Source organism: Allobosea sp., from assembly GCF_035944895.1.
Taxonomy (GTDB): Bacteria; Pseudomonadota; Alphaproteobacteria; order Rhizobiales; family Beijerinckiaceae; genus Allobosea.
This window is the reverse complement of record NZ_DASZAT010000010.1, coordinates 1,010,890-1,035,693: the sequence shown is the minus strand read 5'-3', so window position 1 is coordinate 1,035,693 and position 24,804 is coordinate 1,010,890. Positions and strand designations below refer to the sequence as shown.

Below are 24,804 nucleotides of genomic sequence, written 5' to 3'. Positions count from 1 at the left end.
GGCTCAGAGGAAAAGCGCCGGTTCGAAATGTTTCCCTGGAGGCCCATCTTTGCAGAGGGAGCATCCAGCACAAGTCACCTAGCGGATTCAGTACGTGCCGAAATCTCGGCTCTGTCAACCGTTGCTGCCTCGGCCGGCTGCCCGTCGTTGCGAGCAATCGCCGAAGATTGCATGGACCTCTTCGAGGTTGTCGGTCGAGAACGGAGCCTTAGCCGGCATTTTGCGCCTGCGCCGCCAGCCGCGCCTCGCCGCTGTCGTTCCAGACCTCCTGGCGCTGGATCGATCCCCCGGCAATCTCGAAGCGGTCAACGAAGCGGATACCGGAGAAGGCGGTGCCATCAGGCCAATGGCCATAGAGGCTGCCGAGGACGTAGACGATCGCCGTGCCGTCAGCGCTCTCGCAGAGGTCGCAGCGCTCAATGTGCTTGGCGATGTTGCGATAGCGGCCGGACGAGCCGCTGACGATGGCGGCGAGATCGCTGCGCCTGACGCCGCCGGGGAAGATGAATGCGGCATCCGCGGAGACGAAGCTGCGAGCGGCGTCGATGTCGCGCCGCTCCATCGCCGCGAGATAGCGGAGTGCGAGCGCTTTCGGGCCGTCATGGCGTTCGGCCGCCAGGGCAGGGGAGAGGATCGCTTCAGAGCTCATTGACAGCCCTTGCCACCATCAGCTTCTGCCGCACTTTCGAGAACATCGGCAGCACGATCAGCAGCAGGCCGAAAGCCAGGATGGTCAAGGCGATCGGCCGGCCCATCAGATAGTCGAGCGGATCGCGCGCCAGCATCATGGTCTGGCGCAGGTTGAACTCGATCGGCCCGCCCAGCACGAAGGCGAGGATCAACGGCGCCGTATCGAAGCGCAGCTTGCGCAGGCCGTAGCCGAGCACGCCGAACAGCAGCAGGAGCAGGACCTCGACCGGATTGTTGTTGAGCGAGTAGGCGCCGATGATCATGAACAGGATCAGCGCGGCGTAGAGCGCGCGATAAGGCACCTTCAGCAGCTGCACCCAGATACCGATCAGCGGCAGGTTCAGCGCCACCAGCATGACATTGCCGACATACATCGAGGCGATCACGCCCCAGAAGATCTCCGGACGCTCCTGGATCATCAGCGGGCCGGGCGTGACGTTGTGGACGATCAGGGCGCCGAGCAACAGGGCGGTGACAGGGTTGCCCGGCAGGCCGAGCGCCAGCAGCGGGATGAAGGAACCGGCGGCGCCGGCATTGTTGGCGGCTTCCGGCCCGGCGACGCCCTCGACGGCGCCGTTGCCGAACTCCTCGGGATGTTTGGTGAACTTCTTCTCGACGCCATAGGAGATGAAGGAGGCGAGCGTCGCCCCGCCGCCCGGCAGCAGGCCGATCAGGAAGCCGAGTACCGAGCCGCGTGCGATCGGCATGGCCGAGCGCTTCCAGTCCTCCTTCGTCGGCATCAGGCTGCCGACCGGCACGGCCTGCATCGAGCGTGTCCGGAACTTCTCGACATTCTCGAAGACCTCGCCGAGACCGAAGATGCCCATGGCGACCACGACCACGCCGAAGCCGTCGGTGAGCTCGGGGATGCCGAGGGTGAAGCGCGGCTGGCCGGTGATGACGTCCTGCCCGACCATGCTGAGCAAGAGGCCGGCGGCGATCATGATCAGCGACTTGACGACGTTGCCCTTGGCCAGGACCAGGATGACGATGAAGCCGAGCAGCAGCAGCGACAGGTTCTCGGCCGGCCCGAAGCGGATGGCGAACTCGACCAGCGGCATGCTGATCAGGCCGATGGCGAGCGCGCCGACCGTGCCGGCGACGAAGGAGCCGATCGCGGCGATGGCGATGGCGCTGCCGGCGCGGCCCTGCTGCGCCATCTTGTAGCCGTCGAGGCAGGTGACGACGCTCTGGGCCTCGCCGGGGATCTTGACGAGGATCGCGGTGGTCGAGCCGCCATAGCTGGCGCCGTAATAGATGCCGGCGATCATGATGATCGCCGAAACCGGGTCGAGCCCGATGGTCAGCGGCAGCAGCATGGCGATCGCCGCCGTGGGCCCGAGCCCGGGCAGGACGCCGATCAGCGTGCCGATCAGCGCGCCGCCGAAGCAGAACACCAGGTTCATCGGCTTGAGGGCGACGATGAATCCTCCGAGCAAGCCTTCCATCAGTAACCCCAGAGCGTGCCGGCCGGCATGTTGACCGAGAGCGCGACGACGAAGAGCAGATAGGCGGCGAGGGCGGTCAGCACGGCCCGGAGGAGGGCCTTCGCCGAGACCAGCCTTTCCTCACCGACAGCGTAGAGGCCGTACATCAGCGCGATGCCGGCGACGATGAAGCCGAGCCAGGTCAGCAGCAGCGCGAAGGCGCCGATCATCAGCGCGACGAGCGCGACCATCATCGCGCCGTGCAGGCCGCCATCCTCCTCGTCGGCGTCGGCCTCGTCCGGGCCCGGCTTGACGAACAGGGCGAGGCTCAGGCCGGTCATTGCCAGCGAGAGCAGCAGCGGCACCGCGCCGGGGCCGAGCAGCCGGCTCGTGCCGAGCGGCAGCTGCAGCGAGGCGACGATTCCGATCAGGCCGCAGGCGATGCCGACGACCGCGCCGAGGCGTGGCCGCAGCCTGTCGATCAGGCCGTTCTGCCGGCCGCTCGCCGAGTCGCTCATTTGGCCAGGCCGAGCTTGACGAGCAGTGGCTTCATCATCGCGCTTTCCTCGGCGATCTCGCGGCCGAAGACGTCGGGGCCTGCGAACTCGACCTCGGTCATCGTGCTCTGCGCAAAGGCGATGACCGCCGGGCCGGTGCTGGCCTTCTCGATCGCGGCAGCGAGCTGCTGCACCACCGCATCGGGTGTTGCCTTCGGCGCCCAGATGCCGACCAGCGGCGAGAGTGCGAGATCGACGCCGGATTCGGCGAAGGTCGGCACATCCGGCAGGATCTTGGCGCGCGTCTTGCCGAACTGGGCGATCGGGATCATGCGCCCGCCCTTGGCCTGCGGCACGATCGACTGGGCGAAGCCGAGCGCGAGGTCGATGGTGCCGCCGACCGTTGCCGCCACCGCCGGCGTCGCGCCGGGGAAGGGCACATGGGTCAGCTTGATGTCGGCGGCCAGGGCGAAGGCCTCGCCGGAGAGATGCGTGCCGCCACCGGTGCCGGCGCTGCCGAAGGTGACCTTCTCCGGATTGGCCTTGGCATAGGCGACGAGGCTCTTCACGTCGTTGAAGGGCGCGCCGATGCGGGCTCCCATGACGTTGGGACCGAGGCCGACGCGGGCAACCGGCCGCAGGTCGGACACCGCATAGGGAAGCTGGTTCTGGTGCGGCGCGACCGAAAGCGGCGCCGAGGTCGAGAACAGCATGGTGTGGCCGTCGGGCTTGGCCGATTTGGCGACATAGTTCGCGCCGATCGTGCCGCCGGCGCCGGGCCGGGTCTCGACCAGCACGTTCTTGCCGAGGATCTTCTCCAGCTCGGTGCCGAAGGCGCGGGCGAACTGGTCGGTCGAGCCTGGCGCATAGGGCACGACGAAGGTGATCGGCTGCGTCGGAAAGGCGAAGGCCGCTCTGCTCGCCAGGCCGAGCCCGGCCGTGGCGACGAGTCCGCCGAGGAGGGCGCGCCTCCCGATCCCCGCATCGTCCATCCCGCTCATCGTTTGTCTTCCCTCGTTCCGATCTGATCGGCGCGTGCCGGGCACGGTGCCCCGGCCAGGCGCGATATCTGAGCCTTTGCTGTATGCAAGAAAATGTCAACACTTCTTACCGTGCAGCCTGGCGCATATTTCTGCATGTGTCTCGAAAGCAGGCAGTCAAGCGGCTGCTGTCGATTGAAGCCCTGCCCGGCGGTGTCCCGCCGCCCACCTCTGTCGAGACGAGGAGTGTCGGTGCGTGGCGGGCGTTGGTGGTGGCGCGGGGGCGGTCACAGATAGTGTCAACAGTATTTGACGAAACCTGCATGCAATCTGCTTATGGGGCGATGACGAAACGGCCTTGGACGTCGGGCCGTGGACCCGGTTTCGTGGCGTCATCAGTCCCGTTCGAGCCGGAGACCATGCTGGCCACGTCCCCTCCCGCCGTAACACCTGCCGTCAAACCGCTGATCGTCGGCATCGGCGGCACGCCCCGTGAGCAATCCTCGACCGAGCTCGCCTTGCGCCAGGCCTGCGAGGCGATCGGGGAGGAAGCCGAGATCCGCATCTTCGCCGGGCGCGAGCTGCTGCTGCCGCTCTATCAGCCTGGCGTCGCGAGCCGCGATGCGGGGGCCGCCGCACTGGTCTCGGCGCTGATGCATTGCGACGGGCTGATCATCGCGAGCCCTGCCTATCACGGCACCATCTCCGGCCTGATCAAGAACGCGCTCGACTATGCCGAGGAGCTGTCGGGGGAGGCGCGGCCCTATCTCGACGGCGTTCCGATCGGGCTGATCGCCTGTGCCGCCGGCTGGCAGGCGGCGGGCCAGACACTGGCGACGCTACGGACGATCGCGCATGCCCTGCGCGGCTGGCTGACGCCCTATGGCGCGACGATCCGCACCGTGCCCGGCCTGTTCGCAGGCGGAATTTGCAACGACCCCGCGGTCACCGCCGATCTCGGCCGCGTCGGCGAGCAGGTGCTTGCCTTCGCCCAATCGCAAGCGTCCACGCTTGCCGGTCTGGCGTCGATGCAGCACGCCGCGAGCTTCACATCGACCGGGACCACGCCATGAGACTGGGAATCTGGGCGCCCTTGCCCCACACCATCCGCGCCGAGCCCGAGATGGAGCGCGCGATCGCCGAGCTCGGCACGGCCGGCGCCGGTGGAGTGGCCGATACCTCCTTCGAATTCGCCGCGCGCATCCTGCAGCAGGCGGAAGAAGCCGGGTTCTCGATCTCGCTGATCGCCGAGCGCTGGCTGGGCCCCGATCTCGAATCCTGGGTCATGGCCTCGGCGCTGTCGCAGCGAACGCGGCGGATGGAACTGATGGTCGCCGCCCATCCCGGCATCGTCACGCCGCAGGCGGTGGCCAAGATGGGCGCCTCGCTCGACCGGATCAGCGGCGGGCGCTTCGCGATCAACCTGGTCAATGGCTGGTGGCCAGACGAGCTGAACCTGTTCGGCAATGGCGGCTGGCTGGAAAACAGCACTGACCGTGCCGCGCGCCTGGGCGAATTCGTCCGGGTGCTGCGCGGCCTGTGGACTGAAGAGGCGTTCTCCTTCAGCGGCCGCTACTACACGGTGGAGAAAGCGAGTCTGCCCTTGAAGGCGCGCCGCTCGCCGCCACCGATCTATGCCGCCAGCCGCTCGCCGGAGGGCAAGGCGCTGGTGGCAGAAAGCTGCGATGTCTGGTTCGCCGATTACGTGCCCGACTATCGACTCTACGACGACAATCTCGCGGTGATGACGCAGGAGATCGCCGAGATGAAGGCGCTCGCGGCGAGCCATGGCCGCGAGCTCGGGATCGGGCTCAGCGCGCATGTGATCTGCGCCGATACGCTGGACGAGGCCTATGCCCAGGCCGAGGAGATGCTGGACTACGGCAAGCGCAGCCGGATCGCCGCGGTGGCAGCGCGCGGGCTCGGCGCCGGCCTCGTCGGCACACCGGAGCTGCTGGCGCAGCGGATCGAGGCCTACCAGCGCATCGGCGTCGATTGCCTGATGCTGCGCTTCCACCCGATGGCGGAGGGGCTCGCCAAATTCGCCGAGAAGGTCGTCCCATTGTTGCGCAAGCGGCTGGTGATCGATGCCGGGGCGATGCGGCCGGAATCGGAACTGGCCCATGGCTGAGGCGGCAATGTCACGTCACGCCCTGATCACCGGCAGCTCGTCCGGGATCGGGCTCGCTCTGGCGCAGCGCCTGCTCGCGGCCGGCTGGCGCGTCACCGGCATCGACCGCCAGCCGGCGCCGACCGAGACTGAAGCTGCCGGCCTGCGCACGATCCCGCTCGACCTGCTCGATGCGGCAGCGCTGGCGGGCGTCCTGCCGGCGATCATCGCGGAGCGGCCGGACGCCTTCGTGCATTGCGCCGGGCTGATGCGGACGGGGCGCATCGCTGAGATACGTGACGAGGATGTCGAGGTGCTGTGGCGGCTGCATGTTGGCGCCGCCATCGCGATCCTGCGCGAGCTCGTGCCAACCTTGCCCGATGGGCGGGGGCGTATCGTGCTGTTGTCGAGCCGCGGCGCGCTCGGCCGGCCCGGGCGCGGCGCCTATGCCGCGACCAAGGCTGCGCTGCACGGTATTGCCCGCAGCCTGGCGCTCGAGCTGGCGCCGCGCGGGATCACCGTCAATGTCGTGGCACCGGCGGCGACCGACACGCCGATGCTGCGCGATCCCGGTCGCGGTGAGGCGCCTTCCGTCTCGCTGCCGATCGGCCGGCTGATTGCGCCGGACGAAGTCGCCTATCTCGCGCAGTGCCTGCTGGCGCCGGAGGCAGGGGCGATCACCGGCCAGACGCTCTATGTCTGCGGTGGGGCCTCGCTGGTGGCGCCAGGCTGAAAACGGTCACTCGGGCCCGATGGCGCCGGGCCAGCGTCCCTGTTCGGTCATCTCCCGCACGATCTCGCGGGCGATGCGGACGAATTCGCTGGCGATGCCCGCGGGCGAAGGCAAATCGAGCTCGACCAGCGCCAGCGGCCAATAGGCGCGCGGCGCAATCGGGCGGACCTCGATCTCCCCGGCGAGCATGCCGGCGGCGAGGGTTGCGCGGGTCATCAGGCTGACGCCGAGGCCGCGCTTGACCAGCCCGCTGGTGATGACGTGATCGTCGACCTCGTAGCGGGCGTCGATCCACAAGCCCTCGCGCGCAGCCCAGGCGTCGAGCAGCCGGCGCGAGGCGTTCGGCCGGCTCGGCAGGATCAGCGGCAGCTTGACGATCTCGGCCGATGGCAAGCCGCCGCGACCGTCGCCGAGGCTGCCGGGCAGCCCTACGACAAAGACCTCTTCGCGCAGCAGAGGCGTGACCTTGAGGCCGCGCTGAGGGAGAGGATCATGGGCGAAGGCGAGATCGAGCTGGCGGCGAGCGAGCAGGTCGTGAAGCTGGCTCGAGAAGCCGCCGACGATCTTGATTTCGACCTGCTCATGTGCGGCGCTGAAGCGGGCGAGCAGGGGCGGCGCCAGCAGATGGCCGACGCCCGGCGGCATGCCGATGGTGAGGCGGCCGGTCAGGGCGGCAGCGCCGCGGCGGACGTCGCTGGCGGCCTGCTCGACCTGACGCAGGAGCTGGGCTGAGTGCTCGAACAGGATGCGGCCGGCCTCGGTGAGGCGGGCGCCGTCGCGGCCGCGTTCGAGCAGCTCCTTGCCGAGCTCGGCTTCGAGCTCGCGGATGGTGCGGCTCACGGCCGGCTGGGAGATGCGCAGCATCTCCGAGGCGCGGCTGAAGCTGCCGCATTCGGCGACCGTCCGGAAATAGCGCAGCGCCCGGAGATCCATCGGCCGCGCGCCCCTTTAGGTCGCTTGCGCTTGGCCGGCTGCGGCTCGCCCGGCGATGAAGCCGAGGCCGAGCGCCGCGAGCAGGCCGTTGCCCGAGGCATAGCCGGCGCCGCCTGCCCGTCCGCTGATGCCTGCGGCAGCGCCGCCGCCGGCATAGAGGCCCGGCACGATGCCGCCATCCGCGCGCAGGACCCGGGCCTCCTCGTCGACGAGCAGGCCGCCCTGGGTGTGGAACAGTGCCGGCGCGATCCGTGTTGCGACGAAAGGTGCCTGCAGCACCCCCATGCCCCAGGCCTTGCGGCCGAGGGCATCCGGACGGTCGCCCTTGGCTGCGCCGGCAGCCAGCGCCAGCGTTTCGGTGAGCGTATCCGCTGGAAGCCGGCAGGCGGTGGCGAGCGCTTCGGCATCGGCGAAATCGGGGGCGCCGCCATGGGCGACGAGCACGCCGAAATCCGGCTGTCCGGCGGCGGTCGCCTCGCGGATGCGGCTGTCATAAATCGCGAACAGGCGCCCGCCGCGCGCCAGGGCCGGCGCGGCGAAGGCGGAGTAGCCGAGGGTCTCGTCGGCGAAGCGTCGGCCGCTCTCATCGACGATGACGCCGCCCTTCTCGACGACCGTCCAGGTGACGAGCTCGCCATGCGGCTGGGCGATGGCGGAATGAGCCTGGTAAGCGCCCATATTGGCGAGGCGCGCGCCGAGTGCCTCGCCCCAGCGCACCGCCTCGCCATCGCTGCCGAGCGCGCCGAAATACTCGGCTCCGGCGATGTCGGGCGCGTGGCGGGCGAGCAGCTGGCGGTCATGGCCGAAACCGTTGCAGGCGAGGATCACCGCCTTAGCGGCGATCAGGCTTTCCTCGCTGCCTTGCGTCTGGATCCGCGCACCGCGGACGGCACCATCTTCGACGAGAAGTGTCGTCGCTGGGGTGGCCAGCGCCACCGGAATGCCGCGCATCTCCGCCGCCTGCCAGAGGCCCTGCATCAGGTCGGAGCCGCGGCGCGAAGGCACGGCGTGCAGGCGGTTGACGCTGTGGCCGACATGCCGATAGGCGCCGATCAATTCGATCGGCAGGCCGATGGTATCGGCGAGCCATTCGACCATCGGCGCCGAGATTTCGCTGAGGCGATCGACCAGTGCCTCGGCCTCGTGCGGGCCGGCCGTGCGGCGTAAGTCGGCGGCGAAGCGGGCGGGATCGTCGGCGATGCTGGCTGCGACCTGGAAGCGTGTGCCGGCTGCGGGGATCGAGCCGCTCGACAGCATGGTGTTGCCGGCGAGGCGCGGCAGCTTCTCGACGACCGCGACCTCGGCGCCCGCCTCATGCGCTGCGAGCGCCGCGACGAGGCCGCAGCCGCCGGCGCCGATGACGAGGACGTCGACCGCGAGGTCAGGCTCGGCGGACGCCATGGCCCGCTCCACCTCAGGAGGCCTTCGCCGCCGCCTTGTACTTGGTCTCGTAATGGTCGGTGGTGAGGAGCTGCTTCTCCAGCGCCTGCATGGCCGGGAAGCCCATCAGGTTCCAGATCTCCTCGATCCCGACGAGCAGGTCGGAGCGGTCGGCCGGGATGCCGGTTTCCATCACGCCGCGCATCACCGAGAGCGCTTCCTGCATCGCCTTGATCGCGGCGGCCGGCAGCATGCGCGGCAGGCTGACACGGCGCACGCCGAGCTCCTTGAGGCGCGGCAGCGGGATCAGCGGCGTGGTCGGGCGCGGGCGGATGCCGAAGCCCATATTGATCGAGACCGGCTTGCCGCCGGCTGCCTCGACGACGCGGGCAATCTGGTCCTCGGTCTTGACCGCGTCAGGGAAGATCGCGTCGGCGCCGGCCGCGACATAGGCGCGAATGCGCTCCAGCGTCGCGTCGAGACCCTCGACGGCGAGGGCGTCGGTGCGGGCGATGATGACGAAGTCGTCGTCGCGGCGGGCGAGGCAGGCGGCCTCGATCTTCTTGACCATCTCCTCCCTGGAGACGACTTCCTTGCCCGGCATGTGGCCGCAGCGCTTCGGGCTGACCTGGTCCTCGAGGTTGACGCCGGCAGCGCCGGCCTCCTCGAACATCTGCACGGTGTAGTGCACGTTCATCGGGTTGCCGTAGCCATTGTCGGCGTCGCAGGTCAGCGGGATCGCGATCGAGCGGGCGAGCTGGCGGCAGTGATTGACGTTCTCGTTCAGCCCCATCATGCCGAGGTCCTCGACGCCGAGGATCGCATTGGCGATGGCGGCGCCGCTGGTGCAGGCGCTCTTGAAGCCAGCGGCCTCGACCAGGCGGGCGCTGTAGCCGTCATAGACGCCGGGCGAGACGATGAACTCGCCGGAATTGAGCAGGGCCCGGAAGGCGGCCGGAGCCGAAATCTCGCGTCTGGCGATCATGATGCTCGTTTCTCCGCATCGGCGGCAGCAATGGATGGTGTTTCGGGAACCTGGGCCAGCACATGGCGGCCGGCGCGCTCGACATGCGAGCGCATCAGGGATTCGGCGAGGGCTCCGTCGCGCATCTTGATGGCGCGCAGGATCTGCCAGTGCTCGGTGAAGGCGAGCTCCTTGCGCTCCGGCACGGCGCCGGAGATGCGCCGGTAGATGCGCAGCAGGTGGTAGAGATCGCCGCAGAGGCTGTCGATGATGCGGCTGTTGCCGCTGGCGCGGACGACGCGCTCGTGGAAATCGAAGCGCGCGCCTTCGGGCTGGTGCCCGGAATGGGCGGCCTCGAGATCGGCGATCAGCGCGTCGATCTCGGCCTCGCTCATCTGCTGGGCGGCGAGGCGGCAGGCATAGCCTTCGAGCGCTTCGCGCATCTGGAAGAGTTCGAGGATCGCCTGCGACGAGAGCGAGACGACGCGCGCCCGCAGGAACGGCTCGCGGGAGACGAGCTGGATGCCCTGGAGACGGCGGATCGCTTCGCGGACCGGGCCGCGGCTGACGCCGAAGCGCGTGGCCAGCACGGATTCGTTGACGACCATGCCGGGCGCGAGTTCGGTGCTGTAGATCAGATCGAGAATGCGGCCGAAGATTTCTTCGCCGAGCGTCTCGGGGCGCCGTTCGCCGGGTGCCGCTTCCTGCAGATCCATGCGCGAACGTTAGGAGCGGGTTGAAAATGTGTCAACAGTTTTGAAGGGCGCTTGCCAGAATCCGGCCAGCAGAGCCTCGTGTGGTAGACTCAGTATTTAATGCGATACTGGTTTAGCCGTCGGACGTTCGAGAGCCAAAATGTCTGTAGAAAAATACTTTTCTGAAAGTGTTGACATTTATGGACCCCCCTTTCATTTTCGGCGAGTGAGAACGATGCGAACGGCGAAATGGCCGACGTCATGACGTCCGATAACCCCCTGGAGAGCGCTGCTGCGGCGGGCGCTTACGTCTCGGTCGCCCGTGCGGCCGAGCGTGCCGGTGTCTCGCTTGTCGCGCTGCCCTACGCCTGCCGCGTCTTCGTCGAGAATCTCGAACGCGGTCGGCTCTGCGATCCCAATATCGGTGCGGACGCGGTCGCGGCGATGCTGCAGTGGCGCGAGAACCATGGCGTCGGCGTGCCGCTGACCGTCGGCCGCGTCATCCTGCCCGATTCCAGCGGCCTGCCGGTACTGCTCGATCTCGCCTCGTTGCGCGATGCCGTTGCCGAGGCCGGCTGCGATCTGGCCAGCGTCGAGCCGCGCATTCCCGTCGACGTCATCGTCGACCACTCCCTGCAGGTCGACGTCTCGGCTACGCCAGATGCGATGGCGCGCAACATGGCGCGCGAATTCGAGCGCAATGGCGAGCGCTACAGCTTCCTGAAATGGGCGCAGCAGGCTTTTCGCTCCGTCCGTGTCTATCCGCCGGGCACCGGCATCATCCATCAGGTCAATCTGGAACACATCGCTCCCGTGGTCACGCGGGTCGCGACATCGCTCGGCGAGATCGCCTGCCCGGACTTCGTCATCGGCGGCGATTCCCATACGCCGATGATCAACGGCATCGGCGTGCTCGGCTGGGGCGTCGGCGGCATCGAAGCGCAGGCGGCGATGCTCGGGCAACCTTATGTCTTCCCGGTGCCGGAATTCGTCGGCGTCAGGCTCATCGGGGCGCTGCCGGCCGGCGCGACCACCACCGACCTCGTCCTCACCGTCACCGAGCGGCTGCGGCGCGAGCGGGTCGTTGCGACGGTGATCGAATATTTCGGGCCGGGCGCGGCGACTTTGTCGGTGCCATCGAGGGCAACGCTCGCCAACATGGCGCCGGAATATGGCGCGACCGCTGGCTTCTTTCCGATCGATGCGCAGACCATCGCCTATCTCTCTCGCACGCGCTCGCCGGAGCAGGCCGCCTTCGTCGAGGCCTATGCGCGGGCCAATGCCATGTTCCGCGAGCCCGGCCTGCCCGATCCGGATTATTCGCGCGTGATCGAGATCGACCTCGCTAAGGTCGGCCGCAGCGTCGCCGGGCCGCGCCGCCCGCAGGACCGGCTCGATCTATCCGCCGTCGCGACGGATTTCGCGGGCCGGCTGCCGCAGCCGCTGGCGGAGGGCGGCTTTGCCGCCGATCCCGGCGCGGCCGTTCCGGTCTCGACACCCGCCGGCTCGGCAGAGCTTCGGCATGGCGCGCTGGCGATCGCGGCGATCACCGCCTGCACCAATACCTCCAATCCTGCGGTGATGATCGCTGCCGGGCTACTGGCGCGGAATGCTGTGGCTGCTGGGCTCAACGTTCCCGACTGGGTCAAGACCTCGCTGGCGCCGGGCTCGCGCGTGGTGACGCGCTATCTCGACGAACTCGGCCTGCTGGCACCGCTGGAGCAGCTTGGCTTCGGCGTGGTCGGCTATGGCTGCACCACCTGCGGCGGCAAGTCCGGCCCGCTGCTGCCGGTGATGGCGCAGGCGATCGATGCCGGGGGGCTGGTCGCCGCCGCCGCGCTCTCGGGCAACCGCAATTTCGAGGGCCGCATCCATCGCCAGGTACGAGCCAACTACATCATGTCGCCGCCGCTGGTCGTCGCCTTCGCGCTGGCCGGGCGGATCGACATCGATCTCGAAAGCGAGCCGCTCAACGGCGCGGAAGCGGAAAAGCCGGTCTATCTCGCCGATCTCTGGCCGGGCGAGGAAGAGATCGCCACGCTCGCCGCCCGCGCAGGTGATGAGCGCCTGTTCCGTGAAGTCTATGGCGAGACGCCGTCGACGCTGCTCTGGGACGAGCTTGCCGCACCGAGCGGCCTGCGCTTCGGCTGGAACCCGCAATCGAGCTATCTGGTCGAGCCGCCTTTCCTGGAGCTTGCCCGCGAGCGGGCGCGCGAGGGTGTGCCGGAGCGCCTGACGGGCGCGCGCGCGCTCGGCGCCTATGGCGACTCGCTGACGACCGACCACATCTCGCCGAGCGGCGAGATCCCGGTCGACAGCCCGGCCGGGCGCTATCTGATCGGGCTCGGCATCGAGCCGAAGGCGTTCAACACCTATGTCGGCCGGCGCTGCAATCACGAGGTGATGGCGCGCGCCACCTTCGCCAATCTGCGCATCAAGAACCAGATGGTGCCCGGCCGCGAGGGTGGCTGGACGCAGCTCCAGCCGGAAGGCGAGGTCGTCTCCGTGCATGAGGCGGCGAGCGCCTATGCCGAGCGCAACGTGCCACTGGTCGTGTTGGGCGGCAAGGATTACGGCATGGGCTCCAGCCGCGACTGGGCGGCCAAGGGCTCGGCCCTCCTCGGGGTGCGTGCCGTCATCGCCGAGAGCTATGAGCGCATCCACCGCTCCAACCTGATCGGCATGGGCGTGGTGCCGCTGCGCTTCGCCGATGGCGACGGCTGGCGCCAGCTCGGCCTCGACGGCAGCGAGACCGTCGACATCGAGGGGCTTGTCGCCGCGATCGACGGCACCGGCTCGGCGACGGTCGTTGCTACGGGCGCAGCCGGTTCCATCCGCTTCTCGGTCACGGCCGATGTCTCGACCCAGAGCGAGCGCGCCTGCCTGCGCGCCGGCGGCATCATGGCCGAGGTCCTCGCCTTCTTCACCCGGCGCACCGCGCCGGCCCTGGTCACGACGGAGCATCCATGAGTTTCGATCTCTTGCTGGCGGGGGGCGAGATCGTCTTCCCGGGCGTCGGGGTCCGCACCGGCTCGGTCGCGGTCAAGGACGGGCGCATCGCCGCGCTGCTGGCGCCGGGCGAGCAGGCGAGCGCCAAGGAGGTCATCGATTGCCGTGGCAAATGGGTAATGCCGGGGCTGATCGACCCGCACACCCATATCGGCTTCGGTTCGAACGAGACCGATTTCGAGACCGAATCGCGCTCCGCCGCCATTGGCGGCGTTACCGGGATGATGACCTTCCACCGCTCCAACGATCTGCGCCAGTCGACCGGGCCGTGGAAAGAGCGTGGCGAGAGCCAGTCGCTGATCGACTTCGGCTTCCATTTCGGCGTCACCAGCAAGCTGCACATCGAGACGCTGCCGGAGTGCGCCGAGCGTTTCGGCGTGACCTCGATCAAGGTCTACCTGATGTACAAGGGCGCCTCGGGCGCGGCGAAGGGTTTTACCGAGATCGATGACGGCCTGCTCTACCGGGCGCTGCTGCAGGGTGCGCGCATCAAGGGCGGCGTCGTCGGCGTGCATTGCGAGAATGTCGAGGTCATCCCGGTCTTCCGCGAGCCGCTGAAGGAAGCCGGCCGCAACGACCTGCCCGCCTGGGACGAGCAGAGCCCCGGTTTCCTCGAGGCCGAAAACGTCTTCCGCGTGATCTATTTCGGCGAGAAGGCGCAGTGCCCGGTCAACATCGTGCACATGTCGAGCGCCGAGAGCCTGGAGATCGTACGCCGGGCGAAGCGGCCCGGCCGTGCGCCGATCCATGTCGAGACCTGCAGCCACTATCTGGCATTGACCAGCCAGTCGCCGATCGGCTTCCTCGGCAAGGTCAATCCGCCGCTGCGGTCTGAGAACGATGTCGAGGCGCTTTGGGAGGGCGTGCGCGACGGCACGATCTCGACCATCGGCTCCGACCATGTGCCGCGCAAGCGCGAGACCAAGGGCCCGGACATCTGGAAGGCGAGCGCCGGCTTCCCCGGCCTCGGCACGCTGCTGCCGATCCTGATCCATGAGGGCGTACACAGGCGCGGGCTGCCGATCGAGCAGATCGCCGCCGCGACCAGCGCCAATGTCGCCAGGCTCTATTCGATCCCAAACAAGGGCGGCATCGCCGTCGGCATGGATGCCGATCTCGTCGTCGTCGATCCGGACAAGGAAGTCCTAGTCGATCCGGCGACGCAGGAATCGCACTCCGACTACTCGCCCTACGAGGGCATGCGCTTCAAGGGCGCGCCCGTGCGCACCATCCTGCGCGGCCGCGTCATCGCCAGCGACGGCGCCGTCGATGCCGAGGCACGCGCGACGCCGGCCGGCCGCTATCTGCACCGCTCCTGAGACTGAAAGCTGAAGACGATGACCAAGCGAATCTGGGACGATTTCCTGACCGAGCGCGACAAGCAGGTCTATGCGCAGGCCGGCTATGGCAAGCGCGGCGGCTTCGGCAAGCGCCCGGCCCTGTTCATCATCGACGTCCAGTACAATTTCTGCGGCGACAAGCCGGAGGACATCCTCGAAGGCCTCAAGCAGTATCGCACCCATTGCGGCCCCGAAGCCTGGGCCGCGGTCGAGCATATCGTGCCGCTGCTGGAGATGGCGCGCGAGAAGAACATCCCGGTCTTCTACACCGAGAGCGCCCGCCGGCCGGACATGATCGATTCCGGCGTGCAGGTCGGCAAGAACCATCGCGGCACCGAGAAGACCTCGACCGAGGGGACGCATGCGACCCAGACCGTCGCGCCGCTGGCGCCGCGCCCGCAGGACATCCGCATCGGCAAGCGCAAGCCGTCCTGCTTCTTCGGCACCATCTTCATGAGTCATCTCAACTTCTTCGACGTCGACACGCTGATCCTGACCGGCTGCACCACCTCGGGCTGCCTGCGGGCGACGGCGGTCGACGCCTATTCCTATAATTTCAAGGTGGTGATCCCGGAGGAGACGGCGTTTGACCGCTTCCAGGCGAGCCATGCGATCAACCTGTTCGACCTCAACTGCAAATATGCCGACGTGATCCCGTCGGCCGAGGTGAAGGACTATCTCGGCGGCCTCGCCGTCCGCGACGATTTGCCGACCGGCGTGCAGGGTTGAGGCTTCCGCCAGACGTCATTCCCGGCCGAAGCGCAGCGGAGAGCCGGGAATCTCTGGACGAGTGTGCTCCAGAGCCCCATTCGGCATGAGATGCTCGGGACAGGCCCGAGCATGACGCCTGAGAGGACCCTTATGGCCGATCGCGAGATCATCGTCCCGGAATCGATGCGCGCCATCGTCGAGCGGGCCGGCTATGCGCCGGCCGTGCGCGTCGGCGAGATCGTCTATGTCGTCGGCCAGGTCGGCCGCACCGCCGATCTCCAGGTGATCGAGGACCCGGCGGAGCAGTTCGCGGCCGCCTGGGAGAATGTCCGGATCGTTCTGGAAGCGGCCGGCTGCAGCTTCGCCGACATGGTCGACGTCACCACCTACCATGTCGGGATGGCGCGCCACATGGACGTGTTCCGCGAGGTCAAGAACCGCCTCGTCCCGCGCGAAGGCTATGCCTGGACGCGGATCGGCGTCTCCGAGCTCGCCCATCCCGGCCTGCTGGTCGAGATCAAATGCGTCGCCCACCGGCCAGGCCGCTGAGCTGGACCCGGCTCAGCCCAGGGTCGCGCTCAATTTGGAACAGGCCCGCGTGAACAACGCGCCGGGCTTCACGCCCGCCTGCTTCATCATCCACCAGGCGCAGCAGAGATTGGACGAGAGCAGCGGCGGGGCCGAGCCCTCGGCGCGCCCCAACATGGCCGGCAGGGTGATCATGCCGGTGCCGCTCATGACGATGGCGTCGATGCCGTTCGTCTCGACCTGGCGCAGGGCTTCCTCGACCTCTTCCGTGGTCAGCTCATAGGCGCGGAAGGTCTCGGAGACCTTGACCACCTGCGCGACGGTGAAGCCGGCGCCGGTCCAGTAGCCGGCGGCCTCCTCGGTGAGCCAGGCCGGATAGGGCGAGAACAGGCAGATGCGCCTGGCGCCGATCGCCTTCAGTGCGTGGCGGATCGCGCCGCTTGCGGTCTCCACAGGAAAGCCTGCAGCTTCGGAGAGGCATGCTGCCAATGCGTCGTCGGCGCTGGCGCCAAGCCGGTAGCTCGGCCCGGTCAGCGCGACCGTCGCGGCGTCGAGCTTCAGGCTGCCGAAGGTTTTCAAGGCCGGTTGGTAGGAGGCAATATAGGCCCGGTTGCGCTGCTCCAGCGTCGTGTCCGGCATCACCGGCAGGCGCGTGGCGTAGACCCGCGCGCCCGAGGAGATCAGCCGGTTCATCTCCGGCTCGACGGTCGGGTTGGCCGGCGGGACGAGCAGGCCGAGCGCGGGCTGCGTGGCGAGTTCAGACAGATCCATGGTGTCCCTCAGGCGGCGCGGGCAGGGCGTTCGAGCATGTCGAGCATCGCGGCAGCGGCGAGATAGTCGATGGCGCTGCTGCGCGAGGCGGCGAGGTCGCGCACCTTCTGCAGCCAGTCCTCGCCGCCGGCGACGTTGCGGTCGGTGCGCGGGATCAGCATCTCCTCGGCGATGCGCTTGCGCTCGGCGGCCGCCGCGATGACCAGCTCCGGCCGGCGCTCGCGCAGGGCGCGGATCATCGCCTCAGCCAGCGCCTTCGCATCGTGGATGCCGCAATTCATGTTCATGCCGCCGCGGGTGTTGGTGACATGGGCGCCGTCGCCGGCGAGGAAGGCGCGCCCGACATGATAGTGCGAGGCGACGCGGCGGCTGGCGCCGTAGACGTCGCGGCCGAGCACGGTGGGTGGCGTCGTCCAGCTCGGCATGACCTCGCGGATGCGATCGGCGAACCAGCCATCCTGCAAGGCTGTCTCGTCCGGCACGTCGCCGGGCACGCGGATGATGATGCGCCAGCAATCCGGCATCTTGAGGAAGCTCAGCGACTTCGAGCCATTGTGCAGATAGGTGATCGGCGCGATCCCCGGCAGTACGATATCGAGATCGTCCGAGGTCATGACACGCAGGACCTTGTGCGGATAGACCATGCCGTCGAAGGCGATACCGAGCGCCTCGCGCACGGTGCTGCGGGCGCCGTCGGTGCCGAGCAGGTAATCGGCGGTGATGATCAGCTTCTCACCGTCGCGATCGGCGGTGACGGTGACGCCATTCCCGTCCTGCGCCACTGCCTCGAAACCCGCGCCGAACAGCACGCGCGCATTGGGGTGCGTCTCGATCTGCGCCAGCAGCAGCGGCGTCAGGCGCGCCTGCTCCAGATGCAGCCGGAAGGGGAAGGGGGTGCGCTCGGCAAGATCGGCGAGGACGAACTCGGCGAAGGGGCCGTCCGGCGTGCGGTACTGGATGCGCTTGACGATCTCGCCCTCGGCCAGCATCGGCGCGAGCACGCCGAGCTCATCGAGGATCTCCAGCGTCGCCGGGTGGAAGGTCGAGGCCTTGGACGCGGCGGTGAGGGCGGCGCGCTTTTCGAGCACGACGACATCGACGCCCGCTCTGGCAAGGATCAGGGCCGCGACGAGGCCGACCGGCCCGGCGCCGGCTACGATCACTTGCGTTGTCAGGCTGGTGGTCATGGACATCCTCCGCGGCGGCGCCGAGCGCCGCGCATCTATTTGTATTAAGTATGCTACTTAATATGTTTTAGCAAGAGCGGCCAGAATCGGCCGTCAAGTCTCTTCGGGGCCGAGCACGAGGCAGTTCGCTGCCGCCCAGCCGACCGGGATGCGCTCGCCACGCTGCAGGGCGGGCAGGCCATCGCGGAAGGTCAGGCGGGCGGTGAAGCTGTCGGAGCCGCCGAGGCGCAGGCGCAGGCGGGTATGATCGCCGTAATAGACGAGCTCCTCGATCACGGCGTCGAAGCGGTTCTCGCCGGCGGCGGCCGGGCCGATCAGCACCTTTTCGGGGCGCAGCGCCAGCACGGCCGGCGCGCCGACCGGCAGGTCGGTCCCGGCCATGGCGCGGACCTCGCTGCCATCCGAGAGACGAAGCAGGCACTGGGCGCCATCGCGGGCGGAGATGGTGCCGTCGAGCTTGTTGTTCTCGCCGATGAAGGAGGCGACGAAGGCGTTGGCCGGCTTCTCGTAGATCTCGGTCGGCGGCGCCAGCTGCTGGATGCGGCCATGATGGAAGACGGCGACGCGGTTCGACATGGTCAGCGCCTCGCCCTGGTCATGGGTGACGTAGACCACGGTGACGCCGAGCTGCTCGTGGATGTGCTTGATCTCGAGCTGCATGTGCTCACGCAATTGCTTGTCGAGCGCGCCGAGCGGCTCGTCCATCAGCACGAGCTTGGGCCGGAAGACCAGAGCACGGGCGAGCGCGACGCGCTGCTGCTGGCCGCCGGAGAGCTGGGTCGGGCGCCGGTCGGCAAGATGGCCGAGCTTGACCATGTCGAGCGCACCGCGCACCCGCTCCTCGCGTTCGGCCCGGCCGACGCTCTGCATCTCCATCGGGAAGGAGAGGTTGGCGGCGACACTCATATGCGGGAAGAGCGCGTAATTCTGGAAGACCACGCCGATACCGCGCCGGTGGGCCGGGACGTTGTTCAGCGGGCGGCCGTCGAAGGTGATGGTGCCGCCGGACGGATCCTCGAAGCCGGCCAGCATCATCAGCGTCGTGGTCTTGCCCGAGCCGGAGGGGCCGAGCAGCGTGACGAACTCGCCGCGCTCGACCTTGAAATCGAGCGACTTCACGACCTGCGTCGCGCCGTCATAGCTCTTGGTGACCTTGTCGAAGACGATGATGGGGTCGCTCATGCCACTACTCATGCGGTCGGGCCGGAGGGGGAGGCCCCGCGGGCCTGCGCGCGCTTCCGGATGAATTCGTTGAGGGCCAGCAGCAGCACCGAGAAGAGGATCAGCAGCACGGCGGCGGCGGCGATGGTCGGGCTCAGGAACTCCCGCAGGCCGGCATACATCTGGCGCGGCAGCGTGAACTGGCCGGGGCTGGCGATGAACAGCGCCACGATCAGCTCGTCGAAGGAGGTGGCGAAGGCGAAGAGCGCGCCCGTCGCCACGCCCGGCGCGATCAGCGGCAGCACGACGCGGCGGAAGGCGATCGCCGGATTGGCGCCGAGGCTGGCGGCGGCGCGCAGCAGGTTCTGGTCGAAGGTCTGCAGCGAGGCCAGCACCGTCAGCAACACGAAGGGCACCGACAGCACGGTATGGGCGAGGATCAGGCCGGTCAGCGTCGAGCCGAGGCCGACGAGCGACAGCGAGAAATACATGGCGATCGCGGTGACGATGACGGGCGTCACCATCGGCAGCGACAGGATGGCGAGCAGCAGAGCCTTGCCGGGGAAACGGCCGAGGAAGATGCCGAAGGCGGCGAGGGTGCCAAGCAGCGTCGCCAGGATCATGGTGGCGATGCCGACGACGAAGCTGTTCCAGGTGGCGCTGAGCCAGCGGCTGGAGGTGAAGAAGTCCTCGTACCAGCGCAGCGAGTAGCCCGGCGTCGGCAGCACCAGCAGTTCGCCCGAGGAGAGCGAGAGCGGGAAGACGACGACGATCGGCGCCACCAGGAAGAGCAGGATCAGGGCCGTGGCGAGCGCCAGTGCGAGGCGCCCGGCCGAGAGCTTGCGTGCAGGAGCGGAGGGAGCAGTGCCGGCCATCGCTCAGACCTTCACATTGCCGGAGCGGAAGCCGGGCACGATCAGTCGCGCGACGATGACGAGCAGTGCGGTCATCGCCATCAGCAGCGTCGCCAGCGCGGCGGCCATGCCCCAGTTCACCGAGGTGTTGGTGAAGAAGGCGATGAAGTAGCTGACCATCTGGTCGCCGGAACCGCCGACGAGGGCGGGCGTGATGTAGAAGCCGACCGAGAGCATGAACACCATCAGCGATCCCGCGGCGACGCCAGGCATGGTCAGCGGCAGATAGATGCGCAGGAAGCGGCGCCAGCCCGGCGCGCCGAGCGAGGCGGCGGCGCGCATATAATCGGGCTTGATCCCCTTCATCACGCCGTAGAGCGGCAGAATGGCGAAGGGCAGCAGCACGTGGACCATGGCGAGATAGACGGCAAAGCGCGTGAAGATCATCGTCAGCGGCTGGTTGACGATGTCGAAGGCCATCAGCAGCGCGTTGATCGGCCCTTCGCGCTGCAGGATGATGAACCAGGCTGTCGTCCGGACCAGGATCGAGGTCCAGAACGGGATCAGCACCAGCATCATCCCGGCATTGGCCCAGCCCTGCGGCAGGATCGAGAGGGTATAGGCGACGGGGTAGGCCAGCAGCGCGCAGATCACCGTGACGATCAGGCTGATCTCGAAGGTGCGCCAGAACAGCGGCAGGAAGATCGCATCCTCGGCACCGGCATGGACGATACCCTTGTCGGTCGGCCGCATATCGAGCGAGCGCAGCAGATAGAGCGAGGTCCAGGGCCCGGTCGCGCGCTTGAACATGCGCCAGAGCTCAGGCTCGCCCCAGCGCGGGTTGAGCGCGATCAGGCCGTCTTTCATCGGAGGGGCGAGGCGAGAAGAAGCGCGCGCAGCTTGCAGCAACAGGCTGCGCAGGCCGGTCTCCTCGAAATTCAGGCGGCTGAGGACGGCCCCGGCTTCCTGGTTCTGCTGCGCGGTGCGGAGTTCCTCGACCATCGTGGCGAAGGTCTCGTCGGGCGGCAGGTCCTTGCCGTCCCAGGCGCGCAGCAAGGCAGTGGTGCGGGGCAGGGTGGTCGAGAACTCGGAATCGTCGACCGCCCGATAGAGCGTCGCCCCGAGCGGGACGAGGAAGCTCAGCGTGACCAGGAGCAGGAGGGGCGCGATCAGCGCCGCCGCCAGCAGGTTCCGTCGTGACATGCCGAGTCCCCGTGCCTGCTCGACGGCTTACTTGGCGAGCCAGGCGTTGAAGCGGGCCTCGAGATCCTCGCCGTGCTCGACCCAGAACTCGGTGTTGATGAAGAGACCCTCCTTGGCGTGGTTGGCGACCATGCCGGGATTCTTCTTGATGACCTCGGGGTTGTTGGCGACGGCGGTGTTGGCCGGCGATACCGCCCAATCCTGCGCCAGGCTGGTCAGCGGCTTCTCGTCGGTCATGTAGCTGATCAGCTTCATGCCCTCGGCCTTGTTCGGCGAGTTGCGCACCACAGTCCAGTAGTCGAACGAGAACAGCAGCGTGTTCCACTGCACCGGGTACTTGGCGCCGCCTTCGTTGGCGCGGATCGTGCGCCCGACATAGCCGACGGCATAGGCGGCCTCGCCCGAGCCGACGAGCTGCAGCGGCTGCGTGCCCGACTTCCACCAGACGACATGCGGCTTGATCTGGTCGAGCTTGGTGAAGGCGCGCTTCTGCCCGTCCGCCGTGGCCAGCACCTTGTAGACATCGGCGGCCGGCACGCCGTCGGCGATCAGGGCGATCTCAAGCGTCATCTTGGCGCCGGAGCGCAGCGAGCGCTTGCCGGGGAACTTCTGGATGTCCCAGAGTTCGGCATAGTTGGCCGGGCCGGTCGCGGTGCGGGCCTGGTCGTAGAACAGGCTGACGCCCCAGCCGACGGCGCCGGCGCCGCAGGCGGTGGTGCCGCCGGGGATGAACTTCTTCTGGTCGATCACGCTCCAGTCGAGCTTCTCGAAGACGCCATCCTCGCAGCCGCGGGCGAGCTCGGGCGCCTCGACCATGATCACGTCGTAGGTGACGTCGTTCGACTTCACCATCGAATAGATCTTGGCCATCTCGCCATTATAGACGTCGTCGGCGACCTTGACGCCCTTCTCGGCGGCATAGCCCTGGAACAGGTGCTTGCGGGCATTGTCCTGGAAGCCGCCGCCGAAGCCGACGACCATCAGGTCGCGCGCCAAAGCAGGAGCCGCTGCTGCGGTCAGTCCGAGCGCGAACAGCCCCGCGCAGGCAAATCTCGTCGTCTTCATGCTCATCCCCTCGTTCTTATGGATATCAAGCCCGGATTTCGACGGCCATCGACGGCAGTGCGGCTGCCGCGTCAAGCCGCCTGCCATCCGCGTGACAAGCGTATTGGTATTTTTGATATGATGATGATACATATCTGTCAACGGCAACCCGTCGCCGTGCTCTCCAGGAACCTCCGATGACCGCAGCCACGCTCTCGCTCGATCCGATCTCGTCCGCGATCCGCCCGACCAAGCAGGATGCGGACCAGCGCTATCGCTATCAGCACTATATCGACGGCGGCTTCGTCGATCCGGCGAGCAATGCCTGGCTGGAGACGTCGGATCCGGTGACGGGCGAGGACTGGGCCTGGGTGGCGCGCGGGGATGCAGCCGATGTCGAGCGGGCGGTCACGGCGGCGCATCGCGCCTTCTCGGAAGGGCCGTGGCCGGCTCTCTCGGCCTCCGGGCGCGGCGCGCTGATGCGCAAGCTCGGCGACCTCATCACGGAGAATGCCGACTGGCTGGCGCGGGTCGAGATGCGCGACAATGGCAAGCTCTTCGCCGAGCTGTCGATGCAGATGCGCTATATGGCGAACTATTATTACTACTATGGCGGGCTGGCCGATAAGATCGAAGGCACGGTGATCCCGACCGACAAGCCCGGCGTGTTCAATTACACCAAGCCCGAGCCGATCGGCGTCGTCGCCTGCATCATGCCGTGGAATTCGCCGCTGCCGCTGACCAGCCTGAAGCTGGCGCCGGCGCTGGCGGCCGGCTGCACCGTCGTGCTGAAGCCGTCCGAGTTCACCTCGGCCTCGCTGCTCGAATTCGTCAAGCTGGTCGAGGCGGCCGGCTTCCCCAAGGGGGTCGTCAACGTCATCACCGGTTATGGCGCTGAGGTCGGCGACGCGCTGATCAGCCACCCGCTGGTCGAGCGCATCGCCTTCACCGGCGGCCCCGAGGCCGGCCGGATGATCAACGAGAAGGCCGCCCGCCACATGAAGCGGGTGACGCTGGAGCTGGGCGGCAAGTCGCCGAACATCATCTTCGACGATGCCGAGCTCGACCAGGCGGTGAAGGGCGCCGTCGCCGGCATCTTCGCGGCCTCGGGCCAGACCTGCGTCGCCGGCTCGCGCCTGCTGGTGCAGGACACGATCCACGACGCCTTCGTCGAGCAGCTCAAGGCCTTCATCGCCGATGTCAGGTTCGGCCATCCCTCCGATCCGGCGACGCAGGTCGCGCCGATCTCGACCAGGCCGCAGCTCGAGAAGATCAAGTCCTATGTCGAGATCGCCAAGTCCGAAGGCGCGCGTCTCGTCGCCGGCGGCGAGCCGGCCTCGGTGCCGGGCTATCCGAAGGGGCTGTTCTTCAAGCCGACCATCTTCGTCGACGTGAAGAACGGCATGCGCATCGCCCAGGAGGAGGTGTTCGGCCCCGTGCTGTCGGTGATCCGCTTCAAGGACGAGGACGAGGCGGTCCGCATTGCCAATGACACGCAGTTCGGCCTTGCCGCCGGCATCTGGACGCAGTCGATGCGCCGGGCGCTGACCATGGCCAACCGCGTCCGCGCCGGCACTGTCTGGGTCAACAACTACCGTTCGACCAGCACGACCTCGCCCTTCGGCGGCTTCAAGATGAGCGGTGTCGGCCGCGAGGGCGGCATCGCCGGCATCCGGGAGTACATGGAGACCAAGAGCGTCTGGATCTCGACGGCGACGGACATCCCGAACCCGTTCATCCGGCGCTGATGCATGAGCCCGGCAGCGGCGTCCTAAGCGGCGCCGCTGTCGGTGATCATCGCCTTCCAGGGCGTGCCGAGATTCTGGCCGTCGATGGAGTACTGCACGCGATATTCGTAGCGGTCGGGCCGGTAGAGCGCCTGCAGCAATTCGATCAGGCGTCCGTCCTCGTCGCGGACATGGCGGGTCATCGCCACCAGTGGCGTGCCGATCGCGACGTCGAGATGCGGCGCCACATCGGAATCGGCGAGTACGGCCGTGATCCTCTCCTCGAAGCGGGCGAGCTTGACGCCCGCGGCGGCGAGCGTGGCCGAGACCGGCAGTGACGAGATCGCGGTGCGCGGCACCAGCGGGGCGAGGTCGGCAGGGAGATAGCAGAGCGTGTGCGAGATCGGTGAGCGCTCGTCGCCCCGGACGCGCTCGATCCGCAGGAGTTCCGTACCGTCGGCGATGTCGAAGGTCTGGGCGAGCAAGGGCGAGGGGCGGACGAAGTCATAGGCCAGCAGGACGATCTTCGTCTTGCGGGCGAGGGAGATCTGGTTGTTGAGCAGCTGGCTCGCGGACTCGCCGGCCTCGTTGGCCGGCGTCAGCGGGAAGGTGCCGCGGCCGCGCTGGCGCAGGACGCGCCCCTCGCGCTCCAGCCTTTCCATCGCCTTGCGGATGGTGACCCGCGACACGCTGAAGGTCTCGGCGAGGTCGTCCTCGCTCGGGATCGGGGAGCCCTGCGGATAGGAGCCGTCCATGATCTTCTGGAGCAGCATGACGTAGACGCGGTGATAGAGCGGAATGACGTCCCGTTCCGACGAAGGCCGCTCAGCCGCCGTACCCGTCTGCGGTCTCGCCATGGA

At 67.9% G+C, this 24,804-nt stretch carries 23 protein-coding genes; 8 read left to right on the top strand and 15 right to left on the bottom strand.

Going from position 1 to position 24,804, the window contains the following annotated elements:
* Window positions 1-208: 208 nt before the first annotated feature.
* Genes VGV58_RS20585 through VGV58_RS20570 form a run of 4 tightly spaced genes read right to left on the bottom strand, consistent with a single transcriptional unit; the run spans window position 209 to window position 3,615 of the window.
* On the bottom strand, window positions 209-649 hold the full coding sequence (locus VGV58_RS20585) for a nuclear transport factor 2 family protein (protein ID WP_326875885.1): 441 nt from the start codon (window positions 647-649) through the stop codon (window positions 209-211).
* Complete coding sequence (locus VGV58_RS20580; protein ID WP_326875884.1) at window positions 639-2,138, bottom strand: tripartite tricarboxylate transporter permease; 1,500 nt, start codon at window positions 2,136-2,138, stop codon at window positions 639-641. The genes VGV58_RS20585 and VGV58_RS20580 overlap by 11 nt, the downstream gene beginning before the upstream one ends.
* Window positions 2,138-2,635, bottom strand: coding sequence for a tripartite tricarboxylate transporter TctB family protein (locus VGV58_RS20575; RefSeq protein ID WP_326875883.1), 498 nt, complete (start codon window positions 2,633-2,635; stop codon window positions 2,138-2,140). The genes VGV58_RS20580 and VGV58_RS20575 overlap by 1 nt, the downstream gene beginning before the upstream one ends.
* Complete coding sequence (locus tag VGV58_RS20570) at window positions 2,632-3,615, bottom strand: Bug family tripartite tricarboxylate transporter substrate binding protein (RefSeq protein WP_326875882.1); 984 nt, start codon at window positions 3,613-3,615, stop codon at window positions 2,632-2,634. The genes VGV58_RS20575 and VGV58_RS20570 overlap by 4 nt, the downstream gene beginning before the upstream one ends.
* 365 nt (window positions 3,616-3,980) lie before the next feature.
* On the opposite strand from VGV58_RS20570, the gene VGV58_RS20565 reads away from it, so the two are divergent.
* From VGV58_RS20565 to VGV58_RS20555, 3 genes are read left to right on the top strand one after another with little or no spacing between them, the layout of a single operon-like run.
* A complete protein-coding gene (locus VGV58_RS20565) occupies window positions 3,981-4,667 on the top strand; it encodes an NADPH-dependent FMN reductase (protein WP_326875881.1) in 687 nt (228 codons plus the stop codon).
* Window positions 4,664-5,725: an LLM class flavin-dependent oxidoreductase gene (locus VGV58_RS20560; protein ID WP_326875880.1), complete on the top strand. Its 1,062-nt coding sequence runs from the start codon at window positions 4,664-4,666 to the stop codon at window positions 5,723-5,725. The genes VGV58_RS20565 and VGV58_RS20560 overlap by 4 nt, the downstream gene beginning before the upstream one ends.
* A gap of 7 nt (window positions 5,726-5,732) precedes the next feature.
* Window positions 5,733-6,437: an SDR family NAD(P)-dependent oxidoreductase gene (locus VGV58_RS20555; protein ID WP_326875879.1), complete on the top strand. Its 705-nt coding sequence runs from the start codon at window positions 5,733-5,735 to the stop codon at window positions 6,435-6,437.
* A 6-nt stretch (window positions 6,438-6,443) separates the two neighbouring features.
* Here the strand turns inward: VGV58_RS20555 and VGV58_RS20550 are convergent, their stop codons facing one another.
* The 4 genes from VGV58_RS20550 to VGV58_RS20535 are packed head-to-tail and all read right to left on the bottom strand — an operon-like array spanning window position 6,444 to window position 10,430.
* On the bottom strand, window positions 6,444-7,370 hold the full coding sequence (locus VGV58_RS20550; protein WP_326875878.1) for a LysR family transcriptional regulator: 927 nt from the start codon (window positions 7,368-7,370) through the stop codon (window positions 6,444-6,446).
* Window positions 7,371-7,385: 15 nt separating this feature from the next.
* A complete protein-coding gene (locus VGV58_RS20545; RefSeq protein ID WP_326875877.1) occupies window positions 7,386-8,771 on the bottom strand; it encodes an FAD-dependent oxidoreductase in 1,386 nt (461 codons plus the stop codon).
* 13 nt (window positions 8,772-8,784) lie between these two features.
* Entirely contained in the window at window positions 8,785-9,735 is a 951-nt protein-coding gene (locus tag VGV58_RS20540; RefSeq protein WP_326875876.1) for an isocitrate lyase/PEP mutase family protein, read from the bottom strand.
* The gene (locus VGV58_RS20535; protein ID WP_326875875.1) at window positions 9,732-10,430 is read right to left on the bottom strand and encodes a GntR family transcriptional regulator; all 699 of its coding nucleotides are present in this window, start codon (window positions 10,428-10,430) and stop codon (window positions 9,732-9,734) included. The genes VGV58_RS20540 and VGV58_RS20535 overlap by 4 nt, the downstream gene beginning before the upstream one ends.
* A 240-nt stretch (window positions 10,431-10,670) precedes the next feature.
* Here VGV58_RS20535 and acnA point away from each other — a divergent pair, with 240 nt between their 5' ends.
* From acnA to VGV58_RS20515, 4 genes are all read left to right on the top strand, one after another.
* The gene (gene acnA / locus VGV58_RS20530; protein WP_326875874.1) at window positions 10,671-13,379 is read left to right on the top strand and encodes an aconitate hydratase AcnA; all 2,709 of its coding nucleotides are present in this window, start codon (window positions 10,671-10,673) and stop codon (window positions 13,377-13,379) included.
* Window positions 13,376-14,737, top strand: coding sequence for a dihydroorotase (locus VGV58_RS20525; RefSeq protein ID WP_326875873.1), 1,362 nt, complete (start codon window positions 13,376-13,378; stop codon window positions 14,735-14,737). The genes acnA and VGV58_RS20525 overlap by 4 nt, the downstream gene beginning before the upstream one ends.
* 18 nt (window positions 14,738-14,755) lie before the next feature.
* The gene (locus VGV58_RS20520; RefSeq protein WP_326875872.1) at window positions 14,756-15,487 is read left to right on the top strand and encodes an isochorismatase family protein; all 732 of its coding nucleotides are present in this window, start codon (window positions 14,756-14,758) and stop codon (window positions 15,485-15,487) included.
* Window positions 15,488-15,619: 132 nt separating this feature from the next.
* Window positions 15,620-16,018 carry a RidA family protein gene (locus VGV58_RS20515; RefSeq protein WP_137879012.1) on the top strand — a complete coding sequence of 133 codons (399 nt, stop codon included), beginning with the start codon at window positions 15,620-15,622 and terminating at the stop codon, window positions 16,016-16,018.
* A gap of 12 nt (window positions 16,019-16,030) precedes the next feature.
* Here the strand turns inward: VGV58_RS20515 and VGV58_RS20510 are convergent, their stop codons facing one another.
* The 6 genes from VGV58_RS20510 to VGV58_RS20485 form a co-directional block, all read right to left on the bottom strand.
* Window positions 16,031-16,768, bottom strand: a complete 738-nt coding sequence (locus VGV58_RS20510) for a maleate cis-trans isomerase family protein (RefSeq protein ID WP_326875871.1) — start codon at window positions 16,766-16,768, stop codon at window positions 16,031-16,033.
* 8 nt (window positions 16,769-16,776) lie between these two features.
* Window positions 16,777-17,955 (bottom strand): FAD-dependent oxidoreductase, encoded by a 1,179-nt coding sequence (locus tag VGV58_RS20505; RefSeq protein WP_326875870.1) that lies wholly within the window; start codon window positions 17,953-17,955, stop codon window positions 16,777-16,779.
* Window positions 17,956-18,048: 93 nt separating this feature from the next.
* The gene (locus VGV58_RS20500) at window positions 18,049-19,137 is read right to left on the bottom strand and encodes an ABC transporter ATP-binding protein (protein ID WP_326875869.1); all 1,089 of its coding nucleotides are present in this window, start codon (window positions 19,135-19,137) and stop codon (window positions 18,049-18,051) included.
* Window positions 19,138-19,145: 8 nt separating this feature from the next.
* Window positions 19,146-19,991 carry an ABC transporter permease gene (locus VGV58_RS20495; RefSeq protein ID WP_326875868.1) on the bottom strand — a complete coding sequence of 282 codons (846 nt, stop codon included), beginning with the start codon at window positions 19,989-19,991 and terminating at the stop codon, window positions 19,146-19,148.
* A gap of 3 nt (window positions 19,992-19,994) precedes the next feature.
* Window positions 19,995-21,173: an ABC transporter permease gene (locus VGV58_RS20490; RefSeq protein ID WP_326875867.1), complete on the bottom strand. Its 1,179-nt coding sequence runs from the start codon at window positions 21,171-21,173 to the stop codon at window positions 19,995-19,997.
* A 27-nt stretch (window positions 21,174-21,200) separates the two neighbouring features.
* A complete protein-coding gene (locus VGV58_RS20485) occupies window positions 21,201-22,238 on the bottom strand; it encodes an extracellular solute-binding protein (protein WP_326875866.1) in 1,038 nt (345 codons plus the stop codon).
* Between the two features lie 176 nt (window positions 22,239-22,414).
* Here VGV58_RS20485 and VGV58_RS20480 point away from each other — a divergent pair, with 176 nt between their 5' ends.
* On the top strand, window positions 22,415-23,965 hold the full coding sequence (locus VGV58_RS20480) for an aldehyde dehydrogenase (protein ID WP_326875865.1): 1,551 nt from the start codon (window positions 22,415-22,417) through the stop codon (window positions 23,963-23,965).
* 23 nt (window positions 23,966-23,988) lie between these two features.
* Here VGV58_RS20480 and VGV58_RS20475 read toward each other — a convergent pair whose 3' ends face one another.
* Window positions 23,989-24,801: a GntR family transcriptional regulator gene (locus VGV58_RS20475; RefSeq protein WP_326875864.1), complete on the bottom strand. Its 813-nt coding sequence runs from the start codon at window positions 24,799-24,801 to the stop codon at window positions 23,989-23,991.
* Window positions 24,802-24,804: the final 3 nt, after the last annotated feature.